At 63.8% G+C, this 13,804-nt stretch carries 15 protein-coding genes and 1 tRNA gene; 12 read left to right on the plus strand and 4 right to left on the minus strand.

Translation table 11 applies throughout. The features are described from left to right. The first annotated feature begins 57 nt into the window (after positions 1–57). The 5 genes from JNE37_RS17375 (at position 58) to JNE37_RS17395 (ending at position 2,089) form a co-directional block, all read left to right on the plus strand. Positions 58–291 carry a FliM/FliN family flagellar motor switch protein gene (locus JNE37_RS17375; protein WP_035038442.1) on the plus strand — a complete coding sequence of 78 codons (234 nt, stop codon included), beginning with the start codon at positions 58–60 and terminating at the stop codon, positions 289–291. 117 nt (positions 292–408) lie between these two features. After that, positions 409–493: transfer RNA gene (locus tag JNE37_RS17380), tRNA-Leu, on the plus strand. A gap of 199 nt (positions 494–692) precedes the next feature. Further along, positions 693–1,172, plus strand: coding sequence for a glutathione peroxidase (locus JNE37_RS17385; protein ID WP_035088850.1), 480 nt, complete (start codon positions 693–695; stop codon positions 1,170–1,172). A 3-nt stretch (positions 1,173–1,175) separates the two neighbouring features. Continuing rightward, positions 1,176–1,655 (plus strand): GNAT family N-acetyltransferase, encoded by a 480-nt coding sequence (locus JNE37_RS17390; RefSeq protein ID WP_203063999.1) that lies wholly within the window; start codon positions 1,176–1,178, stop codon positions 1,653–1,655. A 284-nt stretch (positions 1,656–1,939) separates the two neighbouring features. Further along, on the plus strand, positions 1,940–2,089 hold the full coding sequence (locus tag JNE37_RS17395) for a DUF1127 domain-containing protein (RefSeq protein WP_081840821.1): 150 nt from the start codon (positions 1,940–1,942) through the stop codon (positions 2,087–2,089). A 55-nt stretch (positions 2,090–2,144) separates the two neighbouring features. On the opposite strand, the gene JNE37_RS17400 is transcribed toward JNE37_RS17395, so the two are convergent. Together JNE37_RS17400 and JNE37_RS17405 are read right to left on the minus strand one after the other, a co-directional pair. Next, positions 2,145–2,726, minus strand: a complete 582-nt coding sequence (locus JNE37_RS17400; RefSeq protein WP_035088848.1) for an AAA family ATPase — start codon at positions 2,724–2,726, stop codon at positions 2,145–2,147. A 59-nt stretch (positions 2,727–2,785) separates the two neighbouring features. Continuing rightward, entirely contained in the window at positions 2,786–3,157 is a 372-nt protein-coding gene (locus JNE37_RS17405) for an MmcQ/YjbR family DNA-binding protein (RefSeq protein ID WP_203064000.1), read from the minus strand. Between the two features lie 119 nt (positions 3,158–3,276). On the opposite strand from JNE37_RS17405, the gene mgtE reads away from it, so the two are divergent. The 5 genes from mgtE to JNE37_RS17430 all read left to right on the plus strand — a co-directional run bounded on the left by mgtE (position 3,277) and on the right by JNE37_RS17430 (position 8,355). Further along, complete coding sequence (gene mgtE / locus JNE37_RS17410; RefSeq protein WP_035088844.1) at positions 3,277–4,689, plus strand: magnesium transporter; 1,413 nt, start codon at positions 3,277–3,279, stop codon at positions 4,687–4,689. 300 nt (positions 4,690–4,989) lie between these two features. Beyond that, complete coding sequence (locus JNE37_RS17415) at positions 4,990–5,652, plus strand: glutathione S-transferase (RefSeq protein ID WP_182400079.1); 663 nt, start codon at positions 4,990–4,992, stop codon at positions 5,650–5,652. Next, a complete protein-coding gene (locus JNE37_RS17420; RefSeq protein ID WP_246513346.1) occupies positions 5,649–6,080 on the plus strand; it encodes a DUF1489 family protein in 432 nt (143 codons plus the stop codon). Before JNE37_RS17415 ends, JNE37_RS17420 begins: the two co-directional genes overlap by 4 nt. Before the next feature lie 111 nt (positions 6,081–6,191). Beyond that, positions 6,192–7,082: a division plane positioning ATPase MipZ gene (locus JNE37_RS17425; protein ID WP_203064001.1), complete on the plus strand. Its 891-nt coding sequence runs from the start codon at positions 6,192–6,194 to the stop codon at positions 7,080–7,082. A 61-nt stretch (positions 7,083–7,143) separates the two neighbouring features. After that, on the plus strand, positions 7,144–8,355 hold the full coding sequence (locus tag JNE37_RS17430) for a GGDEF domain-containing protein (protein ID WP_203064003.1): 1,212 nt from the start codon (positions 7,144–7,146) through the stop codon (positions 8,353–8,355). A gap of 302 nt (positions 8,356–8,657) precedes the next feature. Here JNE37_RS17430 and JNE37_RS17435 read toward each other — a convergent pair whose 3' ends face one another. Together JNE37_RS17435 and JNE37_RS17440 are read right to left on the minus strand one after the other, a co-directional pair. Beyond that, positions 8,658–8,939: a hypothetical protein gene (locus JNE37_RS17435; RefSeq protein WP_035038455.1), complete on the minus strand. Its 282-nt coding sequence runs from the start codon at positions 8,937–8,939 to the stop codon at positions 8,658–8,660. Between the two features lie 58 nt (positions 8,940–8,997). Continuing rightward, on the minus strand, positions 8,998–10,659 hold the full coding sequence (locus tag JNE37_RS17440; RefSeq protein ID WP_203064004.1) for a serine hydrolase: 1,662 nt from the start codon (positions 10,657–10,659) through the stop codon (positions 8,998–9,000). A gap of 350 nt (positions 10,660–11,009) precedes the next feature. On the opposite strand from JNE37_RS17440, the gene clpS reads away from it, so the two are divergent. Both clpS and clpA read left to right on the plus strand, forming a co-directional pair. Beyond that, complete coding sequence (gene clpS, locus JNE37_RS17445) at positions 11,010–11,423, plus strand: ATP-dependent Clp protease adapter ClpS (RefSeq protein ID WP_035038458.1); 414 nt, start codon at positions 11,010–11,012, stop codon at positions 11,421–11,423. A 10-nt stretch (positions 11,424–11,433) separates the two neighbouring features. Continuing rightward, complete coding sequence (gene clpA / locus JNE37_RS17450) at positions 11,434–13,788, plus strand: ATP-dependent Clp protease ATP-binding subunit ClpA (protein ID WP_035038461.1); 2,355 nt, start codon at positions 11,434–11,436, stop codon at positions 13,786–13,788. Positions 13,789–13,804 lie beyond the last annotated feature (16 nt).

Here is a 13,804-nt window from a genome sequence, read left to right on the forward strand (position 1 = left end):
CCGAGAGATTCCGCCCAGGCAAATGCGCTGGGCCGCTGGGGGCTACCAAGCTTATCTATGAACACTCTAGACAATATTGAAGTCGATATCACCGTCGAGCTTGGCGCAACGACCATGCCGATCCACCACATGTTGCGCATGGGTCGCGGCGCGGTGATCGAACTGGACGCCTCCGAGCACGATCCGCTCAAGATCTACGCCAACAATACGCTCATCGCTCGTGGGGAAGTGCGCGTCGAGGATGGGCACCTGCGCGTGGAAGTGACTGAGAAGGTGCTGCGTCGCGGGTGATATTTCGGGTGGTTTCCCACAAGCTGTCGCAGATCGCGATTTAAGCCCTTGTAGGTCCGAAAATCATTTGCTACATCCCCGCTCGCTGCGCCGCAGGGTGCAGCCCTACCATGATGTGCGGTCGTGGCGGAATTGGTAGACGCGCAGCGTTGAGGTCGCTGTGCCGCAAGGCGTGGAAGTTCGAGTCTTCTCGACCGCACCATAGTTTTGAAATAGGTCCGGGTAACACCGGACCTTTTTCGTTTCTGGCCCATGCATTTGGTGATTTCGTCTCGGGGCCCGCCTTTCAGGATCCGGGCAGGCTATGCCGTGGGAAACGCAGGGGGCTTGACCGGGGCGCCGCCGGGGTTTCTTGAATCGGCTCAAGGTCATGCCGAGCTTTCTTGATTTGGAGATTCGCCTTGAGTGCCTTCTATGATTTCTCCGCCCCCCGCCTCGATGGTTCCCCGCAAGCGCTTGCCGACTACCGCGACAAGGTGGTGCTGGTGGTCAATGTCGCCAGCCATTGCGGGTTCACGCCGCAATATGCCGGGCTGGAATCGCTCTGGCGGGACTATCGCGACCGCGGGCTCGTGATTCTGGGCTTTCCCTGCAACCAGTTCGGCGAGCAGGAACCGGGCAATGCCGAGGAAATCGCGCAGTTCTGCTCGCTCACCTATGACGTGACGTTCCCGCTCTTTGCCAAGGTGGACGTCAACGGCAGCGCCGAGAGCCCGATCTGGGCGTGGCTCAAGGCGGAGGCGCCGGGGATTTTCGGGACCGAGGCGATCAAGTGGAATTTCACCAAGTTCCTGCTCGACCGGCAGGGGAATGTGGTGGAGCGCTACGCGCCGACTGTCGAGCCCAAGGATATCGCGGCCGATATCGAGCGGTTGCTCTAGGCCGTGGCGCCGCTCTTCCGCCAGGCGGGGCCGGATGATCTTGAATCGATCATCGCGCTCGACCGCTCGGTGCGGACGGCGCCGGACCAGCCCGAGCATGCCGCCGACTGGCTCGAACCTTCGGCGGAGGTTGCGCTGCGGGCCTGGGTGGAGGCGGGAGAGTGTCATGTGGCGGAGGAGCGTGGAAGCATCGCGGCCTTCGCCGTGCTTCACAACCACTTCTTCCACGATCCGATCATCGATCTCCTGATCGTGGGCGCACCCTGGCGCCGGATGGGAATCGGCAGCGGCATGGTGCGCTACCTTGCGACTGTCTGCCGGCCGCCCAAGCTCTGGACTTCGACCAACCTTTCCAACCAGCCGATGCAGGCCCTGCTGGCACGCGAAGGCTTCAAGATGAGCGGCTTCATCGAAGGGCTGGACGAGGGCGATCCGGAACTCATCTACATGAAGCTCGTGCCGTCCGAGGCACCCAACCGGTAACGCTTCATAAACCCTGCGCGCAGGGCATGACTCCCTTGCTGAAATGGGGCTTCTCTTTAGGCACCCCAGGTCCTATCTCCGCCTCGTTCGGACGCGGCCGACAGGATATCGATCCGCCAGGAGCGGTTGTCGGAAAACTGCCACAAGCCGTTCTTGTTCCTGACACTTTACTGGATGAGAAGCGCGTCGCGCGGCGATCCGGATCGTGTTCAGGGGAAGACCCCTAGAGGCGCGCCGCGAATGTCCCGGGTGGTTCCGGGTGAGTGGGAAGATGGAGAAGTAAGATGGGCCTTCGTAAGGCATTTCAGAAGTGGTCGAGCTATTCGCGTCTGCGTCGGGAGCTCGATGCGATGAGCCCGCGGCAACTGCGCGATATCGGTCTGCAGCACGACGATATCGACGGCTTTGCCCGCCGGCATGCCGACAAGCTCTAAGCTGAGCTTTCGGCAGAAGTGACGAGGCCCGCATCGCTGCGGGCCTTTTGCTTTTTCAGGTGAGCTTGCCTTCGGCCAGCGCCTGCATGATCCAGTCGCGATACTTGGTTTCCTTCCCCTTGATCTCGGGGATGACGCGCGACGCCTCTTCCATGAAGAACTTGTAATCCCGGCCCATTTCCTGGCCGCGCCGCGTATGCATGTCGAGCGCGATGTCGGGAATTTCGGGCAGGCGCTCGCCGGTGGCGACGACCTGCTTGGCCCAGTTGACCATGTCGTCGGTCGTGCGGTCCTTTTCGCCCGTGGCCATCACGCGGATGGCGTGGGCGGCGAAGAGGAAGCGATCGCCGATCGGGCGCGGGTAGCGCTTGTGCATCTGGTAGAGCGTCTCGACCAGCACCGGCGCATTGAGATTGCCCGCGCCGATATCCTCAACCGACATCACGCAGAGCCGCGACCAGAGTATTTCCTCGAGCTCGGGGCTGGTGATGTACATCTCCCAGGCGAGCAGCAGCACGTTGTCGAGGAGGCCGCGGCGCATGGACTTCTGCAGCGCCGAGATCACCTCGTCGGCCGCAAAGCCGTTCTCGGTGGTGGTGCGCTGCCAGGGATCGGGGGGCTGAGATACTTTGATCATGGGTAAACCGGTTTAGTGAAGAGGGCATAGTGCGGAGAGTGCAGGGGTAAGGCAAGGGCCTATCCCGTTTCCGCACCCCGACCAAACCCGTCTGCCACTCGCTTTGGCGCCTTGGCGCGCCACGCGTCCACCAGCCGATCCCTCAGTTCCTCGTCGGAAATCACGTCCAGCCGCGCCAGCACGGCGGGCCAGCCCTTGTAGTGGTCGGTCTCGAAATAGACGTGCGGGGCGAATTCGAGCAGCATCTCCTTCTGTTCCATCGGCAGCAGCAGGACGAGGGTGGTGGCGTCCTTGAGGCGGGCGAAGGTCTTGTCCTTCACCTTGAGCGCCGGGGTGCCGTAGTTGAGGCCTTCGCTCACCTCGGGCAGGCCGGCCTCGCGGGCCAGGCGGGTCACTCGGGAAAGGTCGAGATTCTCGTTGCTTGCGGTCATCCGTGGCACAGGCTCCTCACCTTGAAAAAGCTTCTCACGAATTGCCGGGTGAGTCTGGCGTATCGGCGGTCGATTGGCTACACCCGCTGGAAGTAGACCCTCTCGCTTCGGGGCTGTCGATGAGCGAAAATATCGAGACATTGGAACCGGAAATCCGCGGAGGCGAAGTGCCTTTGCGCGATGAGGACGGCCATATCGATCCGAACTGGATCGAAACGCTGCATCGTCGCATCGAGGCGGAGGACGGCGAAGCCGTCGTCGCTATGATGGAGCCGCTGCATGCGGCCGATACCGGCGACGTACTCGAAGCGCTGGACGCCGAGGCGCGCCTGTCGCTGGTGCGGCTGCTTGGCGACAAGTTCGACTTCGAGGCGCTGACCGAGGTCGACGAATCCGTCAGGAACGAGCTGTTCGAGAATATCCCCAACGCCGAGATCGCCCGCGGCGTGGCCGCGCTCGATAGCGACGACGCGGTGACGCTGCTCGAGGATATCGAGCCGCAGGATCGCGACGACATTCTCTCCAAGCTGCCGGCCTTCGAGCGGCTGTCGCTGCGGCGCAGCCTCGATTACCCGGAAGATTCCGCCGGCCGGCGGATGCAGACCGATTTCATCGCCATTCCGCCTTTCTGGACGGTGGGGCAGACGATCGACTATCTGCGCGGCGAGAAGGATCTGCCCGACGAGTTCTGGCAGATCTACGTGGTCGATGCCGGCTACAAGCTGCTCGGCACCTTGCCGCTCGACAAGTTCCTGCGCACGCCGCGCAAGGTGAAGATCGAAGAGATCATGAATGCCGAGGTCATCGAGATCGAGGCCAGCGAGGACCAGGAAGAGGCCGCCCGCAAGTTCGAGCGCTATGACCTGGTCGAAGTGGCCGTCATCGATGAGAGCGGGCGGCTCGTGGGCGTGCTCACCATCGACGACATGGTGGACGTTATCCACGAGGAAGCCACCGAGGACATGCAGCTTCTCGCCGGCGTGGGCGACGAAGATCTTTCGGACGGCGTTCGCGATGCGGTGCGCAGTCGCTCGACCTGGCTGGTGGTGAGCCTGCTCACGGCGAGCCTCTCTTCGCTGGTCATCGGGCTCTTCGACGCCACGATCGAGCAGATGGTGGCGCTGGCCGTGCTGATGCCGATGGTGGCCTCGATGGGCGGCAATGCCGGCACGCAGACCATGACCGTGACGGTGCGCGCCCTGGCGATGCGCGAGCTCGACAGCTTCAAGCTGCGCCGTCTGGTTTCACGCGAGGTGCTGGTGGGGTTCTGCAACGGCGGCATCTTCGCCGTGCTGATCGGCGTCGTGACCTGGCTCCGGTTTGCCAATCCCGAGCTGGGGCTGGTGATCGCGCTGGCGATGGTGGTCAACATGGTCGCTGCCGGTTCGGCCGGCGTGCTGATCCCGCTGACGCTCGACCGGTTCAAGATCGACCCGGCGGTGGCTTCAGCCACCTTCGTGACAATGATCACGGATGTCGTCGGGTTCTTCTCGTTCCTGGGCCTGGCGGGGCTCTGGTTCCACCTCTTCTAGGCAAGGGTTTTGCACAGGCGGCGGCTCCGCTTGCCAGTCTTCTTAACGAGGATTAACTTTTCGGCGACGGCGAGGCATGCCTCGCGGCGGAGCGTTGAGCAGGGGAGTACCCGATGCGAAGCCGAGTTCACTACGCCTGGTGGCGCATTGCCACATGGACCGTTATTTGTCTGGCGGCGATGGGATTGATAATCTCAGTAGTCGCAACCGCCTGATCGGCGGCAGCGCTCCCGCGGGGAGCCCCGGAGTTTCGAGAGGCGCCCGGCGGTGGGCGCCTCTCTTTTTGACTGGAGCCTGACCATGAAGCTTCTGATCGCCAACAAGAACTATTCGAGCTGGTCGCTGCGCGCGTGGCTGACGCTGCGCGGCTTCGAGATTCCCTTCGAGGAAGAGCTGCTGCTGCTTAATGGCGAGGGCTGGAAGGAGGCGATGCTGGAGCGCTCGCCGACCGGGCAGGTGCCGGTGCTGATCGATGGCGATCTCGTTATCCCGGAAACCCTGGCGATCATCGAATATGTCGCCGACAAATACCCGCACAAGCACATCTGGCCGGCCGACAGGAACCTGCGGGCGCGTGCACGCGCCGCGAGCGCCGAGATGCATGCCGGCTTCACCCGGCTGCGCAATGCCGCGCCGATGAACCTGCGCGCCTCCCATCCGGGCAAGGTGTCGCTCGATTATGTGGCCGATGATCTCGACCGGCTGCAGAAGGTCTGGGGCGATCTGCTCGATCGCTCGGGCGGACCTTATCTCGGCGGCGCGTTCTCGGCGGTGGACGCCATGTTTGCGCCGGTCGCGACGCGCATCCGCGTCTATGACCTGCCGGTGCCCGACTTCGCGGCCGAATATGTCGAGGCCATCTACGCGCTGCCGGCGTTCCAGGAATGGTACGCCGATGCGCTCAAGGAATCCTGGATCGTCGAACAGGACGAAATCGACTTCATCCAGGGCCGTAAGCAGTGATTCACCTGGTCAAGCTGTGCGTCGGCGTTTCATCGTTCGAGGAGCTGGAAAGCTATCGCAACGAACGCGCACATTGGTGGGGCGCCGATTACGGCGAGGAGGTGCATGTGCACCGCACCCGCACCACGCCCAAGCGTGGGGATGAGCTGCTGGCCGGCGGTGGATCGATCTACTGGGTCATCTCCGGCGTCATTCGCTGCCGCCAGCCGATCCTGCGGTTCCAGGCGGCGACGGACAAGGAAGGCAAGGATTGCTGCGACATCATCATGTCGCGCGACATGGTCCGAACCCTGCCTTACCCCAAGCGGCCCTTCCAGGGCTGGCGCTACCTCGAACCCAAGGACGCGCCGCCCGACATGGCGACCGGCGCGCAGGAAGAGGGCTCCGAGTTCATCGCCGAGGAACTGGCGCGGCTGGGCCTGCTCTAAGCCGGAATCCGGCAAGGTCTTGTTAGGTGCAAAACCATCCGAATTTTCTCGGTACTTGTCTCAAATGCCGAACGCCCTCACACTCCATGAAGTGATTTGGGGGATGTGGTCATGGATGGTCGGGGCGCACATGTCATTGTCGTGGGCAATGAAAAGGGCGGCTCAGGAAAGTCGACTACCGCTTTTCACCTCGCCACCGCGCTCCTCTACAAGGGCTACCGCGTCGCCACGATGGACGTGGACAGCCGCCAGCAGACCTTTACCAACTACGTGAAGAACCGCCGTCGCTGGGCCGAGGCCCAGGGCGTGTCGCTGCCCAATACGCTGCATTTCCACCTGCCGCGCCCGCGCGGCGATTCCATTCGCGAGAACCAGAAATACGAATTCGAGCTGTTCGGCGCCGCGATCGCGGAGGTCGAGGACAGCGTCGATTTCGTGCTGATCGATACGCCGGGATTCGACACGAACCTGGCCCGGCTGGCCCATTCCATGGCCGATACGCTGGTAACGCCGGTCAATGACAGCCTGGTCGACCTCGACGTCATCGTGCGCTTCGATCCCGCAACGGGGGAGGCCAAGGATCTCGGCCAGTATGCGCGGCTCGTGCAGCGCGCCCGGTCCGAGCGGCTGGCCGTCGATGGGCATACCGTCGATTGGGTGCTCGTACGCAACCGCGTCTCGATGCTCGCTTCGCGCAATAGCCGCACCGTTCAGGGCGTGCTCGACAAGGTGGCAATGAAGCTTGGCTGCCGGGTCGCCGATGGCATTGCCGAGCGGGTGATCTTCCGTTCGCTCTTTCCCTATGGGCTGACGGTCTTCGATCCGCTCGACGAAACCATCCTGGGCGGCTTGCCGCCGATGTCACATATAACGGCGCGGCAGGAATATCGGCTGCTGCTCGATTCTCTCAACTTGCCGAGCAGAAAGCTTGCTCCTATAGACGGGCAGCGGCGCGAGGGAGCTGCAAACGATGTGCGTCCGGTCGAAGCGCAGATCGCCTAACTGCCTGTCATACTTGAGTTATATGAAACGTCACTGGGTCTAGCCCCAGCGAGGGGCGAATATGCAGATCGACATGTTCACAGTGCTGGTGCAGGGGGGCTTGTCCGCCTTGCTGCTGGGTCTGATCTTCCTTTTCTACTGGGCGGTCGACTGGCGCTCCTCCTGGCTGGCCTGGTGGAGCGTGCCGTTTTTCCTCGCCGCCATCGCGGCCTTCGCCTTCACGCAATGGCGTGACGAGCCAACCTATATTTCCGTCGTCATCGGCAACGTCGCCCTGCTGCTGACCTTCGGCTGTATCTGGCAGGCCGCGCGGGTATTCGAGCGCAGGCGGCCGATCCTCTGGCCACTGGGGCTGGCGACCATCGGCTGGATCGCGCTCTGCTCCTGGGAGCCGTTCATGGCGAGCCTGGCGGCGCGCGTAATCGTGGCCTCGGTGCTCGCCGCAGGCTTCCTGTGGTCTGCGGCGGTCGAACTCTGGCGCGGGCGCAAGGAGCAGTTGGTTTCGCGCCTGCCGACGGTGCTGATCCTGACGCTTGCGGGCCTCGTCTTCGCGCTGCGCATTCCGCTGCTCTGGGTGCTGCCTTTCCCTTTCGGGGCGCTGCCGCTCGATCCGGTAGCGCAGTCCATCCTCAACCTGATGCTGTTCGCGCTCGCGGTGGCGCTCACCATCCTCATGATCTCGATGACCCGCGAGCGCGGAGAGTTCGAGCAGCGCCAATACGCGCTGACCGACCCGCTCACGGGTCTTTCCAACCGCCGCGCCTTTCTCGATGACGGCCAGCGCGTCGTGCTTCGGCACAAGCGGCAGCGCCTGCCGCTGAGCCTGCTGATGCTCGATCTCGACCACTTCAAGTCGATCAACGACCGCTATGGGCACGACGCCGGCGACCGCGTGCTGGTGAAGTTCAGCAGCGTTCTGGAGGCCAACCTGCGGCCGGCCGACGGCATCTACCGCATCGGCGGCGAGGAATTCTGCTGCCTGCTGCGCGACACTGGGCTCGAAGAGGCGCTGGTCGCGGCGCGACGGATCTGCACCGAGCTCGAAGGCGGGACGGTGGAGGCCGTGGGTGCGAATATTCGCGTGACGGTCAGCGTCGGCGTGACCTCGACTGCCGAGGCCGGGTACGATCTCGATGAGTTGCTGGCACAGGCCGATGCCGCCGTCTACGAGGCGAAGGCGCGCGGGCGGAACATGGCGGTCGCCAGCGGCGGGGACGCCGTGATTGGCGCGAGGGCGCTGCGGTCGGTGCTGGAGCGGCGGTTGCTGGGGTAGGGCGCTTGGGGCGCCACGGGTTTCTTTCTCCCCCTGAGCGAGAGGCGATGGGTGCGATCTCGCTTTTAGTCTCACACCCAACCACCTCCTCGATCTTCCCCGGGTGAAGACCCGGGGCCTATTGCACCACTCCACCCGAGTGGAGAAATCCGTGGGCCCCGGCTCTACGGCCGGGGAAGTAAGGTGGTCGGGCACGGACGTGCCAACTCTCTCCGTGGCTTCCCCTTCCGACCTGCTAACCCCCAAAACAACAAGGCCCGCGCTACGCACGGGCCTCTGTCGTTTCCACTCTACCACCACGCCTAGTGCGTGTGATGTCCCAAGCTCATCCGCAACGCGCGCTTTCCACCCGGGGCGAATACGTCGATTTCCACTTCCACGCGCGGCATCACCATGCGGCGGGTGCGGGCGGAGAGGGCGAGGACGACGCCCAGCAGCTCGCCGACGCCGCGGCGCTGGGAGCGGGGATCGAGGCGGGCCGTGAGGCCTGCGAGGGCGCGGCGGCGGGCGCGTTCATCGGTGGACGTCAGGCGCGACTTGCCGACGAAGTGCGCCAGTTCCGCGAGATTTGACAGTTCACTCATGGGGCCAACTCCTTACTAAAAGCCCGGGGGAACGCACTTCCTGTTGGTCGCGGAGCCGTTAGCTCTGCATCGCCAGGCAGCTCATCTTGGCCGCCTTGAGCTGGTTGCACATCTGGGTGGCGTCATCGCGGTCGCCGAAGCCGACGAAGCGGGCGCGGTAGAAGGTCTGGCCGTTCTTCTCGAAGGGCTCGACCGAGGCACGGAAATCGGCCAGCGCGGTAATGCGGGAGGCTGCATCGTCGATGAGCTGGCTGGCGCCGTTCTGGTTCGGCGTGGCGCCGATCTGGACGATCCAGCGCTTGCCGGCAGGCTGGGCCTGGGTCGGAGCGGGGACGTCATTGCCGTCGATAGCGGCGACCTGCACGGGCTTGTCCTTGGAGATGGCACCCGAGGTCATCAGGTCGATCGGCTGGCCCTGCTGGCCGACGCCAACCGGCGGAACCAGAGGCTCGGAAGCCTGGGTCTGGCCAAGCGGGGCGGGGGGAGCGCCCAGAGAGAAGGTCTCGCTGATCCAGGCGCCGATCACGTCGACCGGCGGATTGGCCGGCTGGACGGCGCTGGGGGCGCCCATGAGGTTGGCAGCCTGCACGGCGGGCTGGAGAGTCAGGTCGGCCGGCATGTCCTGGGGAACCGGTGCGCGGACGCTGGCCACCTGGACCTGCGGAGCAGGCTGGGCGGCGGGCGCGGCGACCGGAGCGGGCAGGGCAGCGACGGCAGTAGAGCGGAAGCTGGGGAACGCCGCGGGGACGACCATGACGGGTTCCTCGGCCGCAGCGACCTGGATATCGGGCGCGCTGCCGCCGACATAGCCGCCGCGGATGCCTGGTGCCGGGATCATCGCCGTCTGCAGATAGCCGCCCTGGCGGGACTTGGGCAGGTATTTCTGGACGATTTCGTAGACCTTGGCGTCACGGGCGCCGGACGAGTTGAAGCCGAAGCCGATCACAACAAGGTGATGGTCGCCCTTGCGGGAGGCGGTCATCAGGTTGTAGCCGGAATTGTTGATGTAGCCGGTCTTGATGCCGTCGATGCCCGAGGCGCCCAGCAGGCGGTTGTGGTTGCCGTAGACGCGCTTGCCGTAGGCGAAGCTCTTGGTCTGGAAGTACTCGTAGTACTTGGGGAAGTGCTGGTAGATGGCGATGGCCAGGCGCGCCTGGTCGCGCACGGTGGTGACCTGGCGGCCATCGGGCAGGCCCGAGGCGTTGACGTAGGTGGTGCGGTTCATGCCGAGCGCGCGGGCGGTGGCCGTCATGCGCTGGGCGAACTTGGATTCGGAGCCCGAGATGTGCTCGGCGATGACGCGGGCCATGTCGTTGGCCGAGAGCGTCACGATGGCCTTGATGGCGTCTTCGACGGTGATGGTCGAGCCGGCCTTCAGGCCGAGCTTGGTCGGCACCGCAGAGGCGGCATATTTGGAGACGGTCATCTTGGTCGAAAGCTTGATGTTCCCGGCCGTCAGCTCCTGGAACAGGACGTAGAGCGTCATGACCTTGCTTACGGACGCCGGATAGCGCGTGGCGTCGGCGGCCTCTTCGTAGAGCACCTTGCCCGTCTTGGCGTCGACGGCAATGCCGGCGTAACTGCGCAGGTTCTGCTGCTTAACGGCGGCCTCTGCGTCCACGATAGTGGGGGCCATCACCGCAAGAGCCACAACGAATGCGGCGACGAGGCGCGCGAAGAATCCGCGCGAAAAAAGGGAATCTGCCCGCTGGGAAGTCACCCTGTACTCCAACTCTCACTCGGGGCATCAACGCACCCCGTACTCAACTAGAACCGGCTTTCGCGTCCCCAAACACGAGAAGCCCACGCGTCCCTACTCTCGCCGATGGTAAGCAGGGGGCCTTACCATTCCGTAAAATGAGATTACATTTGAGGGCGATATCGTTAACGGGGCCGGACGGGGATGTCACAGACATGCCGGGGAGCTATCGCTTCTTTACGGCGGGGATGGGGCGCGGTGCGTTCAACTCCCGCGTGAGCGCTCCGCTTGCCTCTTAACACCGACCAGATTTTGCCTACATAATGGTTCCCACTATGCTGCTTCGTTTGAGTTTGACCGGTAGCCCAGCAATGACCACGCTTCCTAAGCTTCGCAAGATGCCGGAAGCCGCGGACGCCGAAATCTCGGCCCGTAATGCTCTGCGTTCCGGACCCGAAGACGACGGCAAAGGCGGCGACAACGGCTCCAAATTCGAGAGTGGGACCGCCACCAAGACGCGGCCCCGCACAAAACGCCCCAGCCTCTACAGGGTGCTCCTGCTGAACGACGACTACACTCCGATGGAGTTCGTGGTTCTCATCCTGCAGGAGGTCTTCAACAAGTCGCGCGAAGACGCGACGCGTATCATGCTGCATGTTCATCAACAGGGGGTGGGTGAATGCGGCGTCTATCCATACGAGGTGGCTGAAACCAAGGTCACCCGCGTCATGGAAACTGCACGCAAGAACCAGCACCCGCTGCAATGCGTGATGGAAAAGCAATAGGAACCAGACCATGCCCTCATTTTCCCGCGGACTTGAAAAGGCTCTGCACCAGGCCATGAACCTGGCCCGCGAGCGTGCTCATGAGTTCGCGACCCTGGAGCACCTGCTCCTCGCATTGCTGGATGACCGCGACACCATCGCGGTGCTGAAGGGGTGCGATGTCGATATCGATGCCCTGCGCGGCGACCTCGAGGACTTCGTGAACGAAGAGCTCGACAGCCTCGTGGTGCCCAACGGCCAGGACGCTCGTCCCACGGCCGCATTCCAGCGCGTGATCCAGCGTGCGGTGATCCACGTCCAGAGCTCGGGCCGCGAAGAAGTGACCGGCGCCAACGTTCTGGTTGCGATCTTCGCCGAGCGCGAGAGCCACGCCGCTTACTTCCTCGAACAGCAGGACATGAGCCGGCTGGACGCGGTCAACTTCATTTCGCACGGCATCACCAAGTCCGGGCCCAACGAGGATCGCCGTGTGCGCGGCTCCGAGGGCGGGACCGGGCATGAGGAAGGCGAGGGCGGCGGTGGCAACGGGCAGAAGAGCTCGGCGCTGGCGGACTTCTGCGTCAACCTCAACGACAAGGCCCGTGCCGGCAAAATCGATCCGCTGATCGGCCGCGACGCCGAGCTGCGCCGCACCATCCAGGTGCTGTGCCGCCGGTCCAAGAACAACCCGATCTATGTGGGTGACGCGGGCGTGGGCAAGACGGCTATCGCCGAAGGCCTCGCACGCAAGATCGTCGAGGGCGATGTCCCCGAAGTGCTGCAGGAAGCCGTCATCTACGCGCTCGACATGGGTGCGCTGCTGGCCGGTACCCGCTATCGCGGCGACTTCGAGGAACGCCTCAAGGCCGTGATGAAGGAGCTCGAAAAGCTCCCGAACGCGGTGCTGTTCATCGACGAGATCCACACCGTGATCGGCGCCGGCGCCACTTCGGGCGGCGCGCTCGATGCTTCGAACCTCTTGAAGCCCGCTTTGGCTTCAGGCGGCATCCGCTGCATCGGCTCGACGACCTACAAGGAATATCGCCAGTTCTTCGAGAAGGACCGGGCGCTCGTCCGTCGTTTCCAGAAGATCGATGTGGCCGAGCCGACCATTCCGGATGCCATCGAGATCGTGAAGGGCCTGCGGCCGTATTTCGAGGATTACCACAAGATCAAGTACACGGATGAAGCCCTCAAGGCCGCCGTGGAGCTGAGCGCGCGGTATATCAACGACCGGAAGCTGCCCGACAAGGCGATCGACGTGATCGACGAGACCGGCGCCAGCCAGATGCTGCTTGTCGCCGACCAGCGCAAGACCATCATCGACGTGCCCGAGATCGAGGCGACCATCGCCACCATCGCGCGCATTCCGCCCAAGTCGGTTTCGAAGTCCGATGCCGAACTGCTGGCGGGCCTCGAGAACAACCTCAAGACGGTTGTGTTCGGGCAGGATGCGGCGATCACGGCTTTGTCCTCGGCCATCAAGCTCGCCCGTGCGGGCCTGCGCGAACCCGAAAAGCCGATCGGCTCCTACCTCTTCACCGGCCCGACCGGCGTGGGCAAGACCGAAGTGGCCAAGCAGCTAGCAGACACACTTGGCGTGGAACTGCTGCGGTTCGACATGTCTGAGTACATGGAACGGCACACGGTGAGCCGCCTGATCGGCGCGCCTCCGGGCTATGTCGGGTTCGACCAGGGTGGCCTGCTCACCGATGGCGTGGACCAGCATCCGCACTGCGTGGTGCTGCTCGACGAAATCGAGAAGGCCCATCCGGACCTGTTCAACATCCTGCTGCAGGTGATGGACCACGGCAAGCTGACCGACCACAACGGCAAGCAGGTCGACTTCCGCAATGTCATCCTGATCATGACGTCGAACGTCGGCGCCATGGAGCTCCAGAAGTCGCCGATCGGCTTCGGCCGCAAGCGCGAGCAGGGGGACGACGAGGAAGCGATCAATCGGCTGTTCACGCCGGAATTCCGCAACCGGCTCGATGCGATCATCTCGTTCGCGCCGCTGCCGCCGAGCGTGGTCCGTCGTGTCGTCGAGAAGTTCGTCCTGCAGCTCGAAGGTCAGCTGGCCGAACGCGGCGTGACGATCAACCTGATGCCGGAAGCTGCCGACTGGCTGGCCGAACGCGGCTATGACGAACGCATGGGCGCGCGCCCGCTGGGCCGTGTGATCCAGGAATACGTCAAGAAGCCGCTGGCCGAGCAGGTGCTGTTCGGTGAACTTGTCAACGGCGGCACGGTGACCGTGGCCGTGGTGGGCGAGGGCGACGACGCCAAGCTCGAACTCGTGGCCGTGCCCCCGCGCCCGGCCAAGCCCAAGGCCATCGCCGCGCCCAGGAAGCGCAAGCCGAAGGCGGCGGAAGAAAAGAGCTGAGGCTCGTAGCGTAGAC

Origin of the sequence: Paradevosia shaoguanensis (assembly GCF_016801025.1) — a bacterium.
In the GTDB taxonomy this organism is placed as follows: domain Bacteria; phylum Pseudomonadota; class Alphaproteobacteria; order Rhizobiales; family Devosiaceae; genus Paradevosia; species Paradevosia shaoguanensis.

What these genes read in the sequence shown, in the direction of transcription:
- JNE37_RS17395 (WP_081840821.1), top strand. Translation starts at nt 1,940, where the DNA reads ATGGGCCTTCGTAAGGCATTTCAGAAGTGGTCGAGCTATTCGCGTCTG.
- JNE37_RS17435 (WP_035038455.1), bottom strand. Translation starts at nt 8,939, where the DNA reads ATGAGTGAACTGTCAAATCTCGCGGAACTGGCGCACTTCGTCGGCAAG.
- JNE37_RS17405 (WP_203064000.1), bottom strand. Translation starts at nt 3,157, where the DNA reads ATGACCGCAAGCAACGAGAATCTCGACCTTTCCCGAGTGACCCGCCTG.
- JNE37_RS17400 (WP_035088848.1), bottom strand. Translation starts at nt 2,726, where the DNA reads ATGATCAAAGTATCTCAGCCCCCCGATCCCTGGCAGCGCACCACCACC.
- clpA (WP_035038461.1), top strand. Translation starts at nt 11,434, where the DNA reads ATGCCCTCATTTTCCCGCGGACTTGAAAAGGCTCTGCACCAGGCCATG.
- JNE37_RS17375 (WP_035038442.1), top strand. Translation starts at nt 58, where the DNA reads ATGAACACTCTAGACAATATTGAAGTCGATATCACCGTCGAGCTTGGC.
- JNE37_RS17415 (WP_182400079.1), top strand. Translation starts at nt 4,990, where the DNA reads ATGAAGCTTCTGATCGCCAACAAGAACTATTCGAGCTGGTCGCTGCGC.
- JNE37_RS17430 (WP_203064003.1), top strand. Translation starts at nt 7,144, where the DNA reads ATGCAGATCGACATGTTCACAGTGCTGGTGCAGGGGGGCTTGTCCGCC.
- mgtE (WP_035088844.1), top strand. Translation starts at nt 3,277, where the DNA reads ATGAGCGAAAATATCGAGACATTGGAACCGGAAATCCGCGGAGGCGAA.
- clpS (WP_035038458.1), top strand. Translation starts at nt 11,010, where the DNA reads ATGACCACGCTTCCTAAGCTTCGCAAGATGCCGGAAGCCGCGGACGCC.
- JNE37_RS17425 (WP_203064001.1), top strand. Translation starts at nt 6,192, where the DNA reads ATGGATGGTCGGGGCGCACATGTCATTGTCGTGGGCAATGAAAAGGGC.